Origin of the sequence: Acinetobacter sp. 1566109, from assembly GCF_000582255.1 — a bacterium.
Taxonomy (GTDB): domain Bacteria; phylum Pseudomonadota; class Gammaproteobacteria; order Pseudomonadales; family Moraxellaceae; genus Acinetobacter; species Acinetobacter nosocomialis.
Map to the genome: position 1 here is coordinate 1 of NZ_JEYB01000197.1, position 980 is coordinate 980.

2 protein-coding genes are annotated in these 980 nt (G+C 35.3%); one reads left to right on the forward strand and one right to left on the reverse strand.

What is annotated here, in order from left to right; genetic code table 11:
* Window positions 1-60: 60 nt before the first annotated feature.
* On the reverse strand, window positions 61-270 hold the full coding sequence (locus J582_RS25370; RefSeq protein WP_000122748.1) for a hypothetical protein: 210 nt from the start codon (window positions 268-270) through the stop codon (window positions 61-63).
* Between the two features lie 112 nt (window positions 271-382).
* Between J582_RS25370 and J582_RS25375 the strand changes: the two genes are divergently transcribed.
* Complete coding sequence (locus tag J582_RS25375) at window positions 383-610, forward strand: helix-turn-helix domain-containing protein (RefSeq protein WP_005094613.1); 228 nt, start codon at window positions 383-385, stop codon at window positions 608-610.
* Window positions 611-980 lie beyond the last annotated feature (370 nt).

The window sequence follows — 980 nt, forward strand, 5'->3', positions numbered from 1 at the left end:
TCGGCAATCAGTTTGCCACTTCGTTCCCGGATGGTAGCCATCAGTTAAACCTCCTAAGCCTTATTGCAAGGCATCCATGCTTAAACCGGTGAATTTAAGCATTTCAGTTTCAATGCGTTCCCAAACAAAAAGAATTTTTCGACCACCAAAAGGACGGATGTAGTGAACACCTTCAATAAAGACACTGTCCTTCAGTTGGTTGCGGATAGTACGAGCGTCGTACTGGATTTTTTCAGCCAGTTGCTGGGCTGTGAGATAGGTATATGACATAATAGAGCCTCATATTTTTTACTAGGTAACTAGGAAAAATTATTCCTAAGACATAAATTATCATATTTTTATGTTGTTGCAAGTACTTTTTATGATTTAACTAGGAAATTTTATGATTATCTCAAACTTGGCGGTTTTATTAGCAGAAAGGAAACTTAAGGTTGCTGATTTGGTGAGAAGTACTGGAATTAATAAATCTACTTTGCATAAACTTTATAATGATGAATCTGTACGGATTGATTTTGAAACCATTGATAAAATTTGTATTGCATTAGATGTAGAAGTGGGCGATTTATTGATTTTTAAGAAAATTGATAATAATCAAAATGATAATAGCTAGTTTGGTCACAAATGGTCACATCAAAAAGTGAAATGGTCACAAATCTTTGATCGTTTGGTAAAAAACACCTTGTTTGGAAGAGAACAGGGTGATTTTTTGCTTTCAAAAAAGCTCTGAAAGTGGTGATCGATTGAGGACATTTAAGGTTAATTGAGGCCATTTTTATTGTCGTGGGCACGCCATGGTCACATCTTGGTCACAAAATACAAATTACATTAAGAATATTTTTTATTGAATTGAATCACAAAGGAAGGCGGAATTTTCAAAAATATAATAAAATCAAAAAGAAAAAAGCCCTAATCTTTCGATTAGGGCCTTAGAATTTGGAGCGGGAAACGAGACTCGAACTCGCGACCCCAACCTTGGCAAG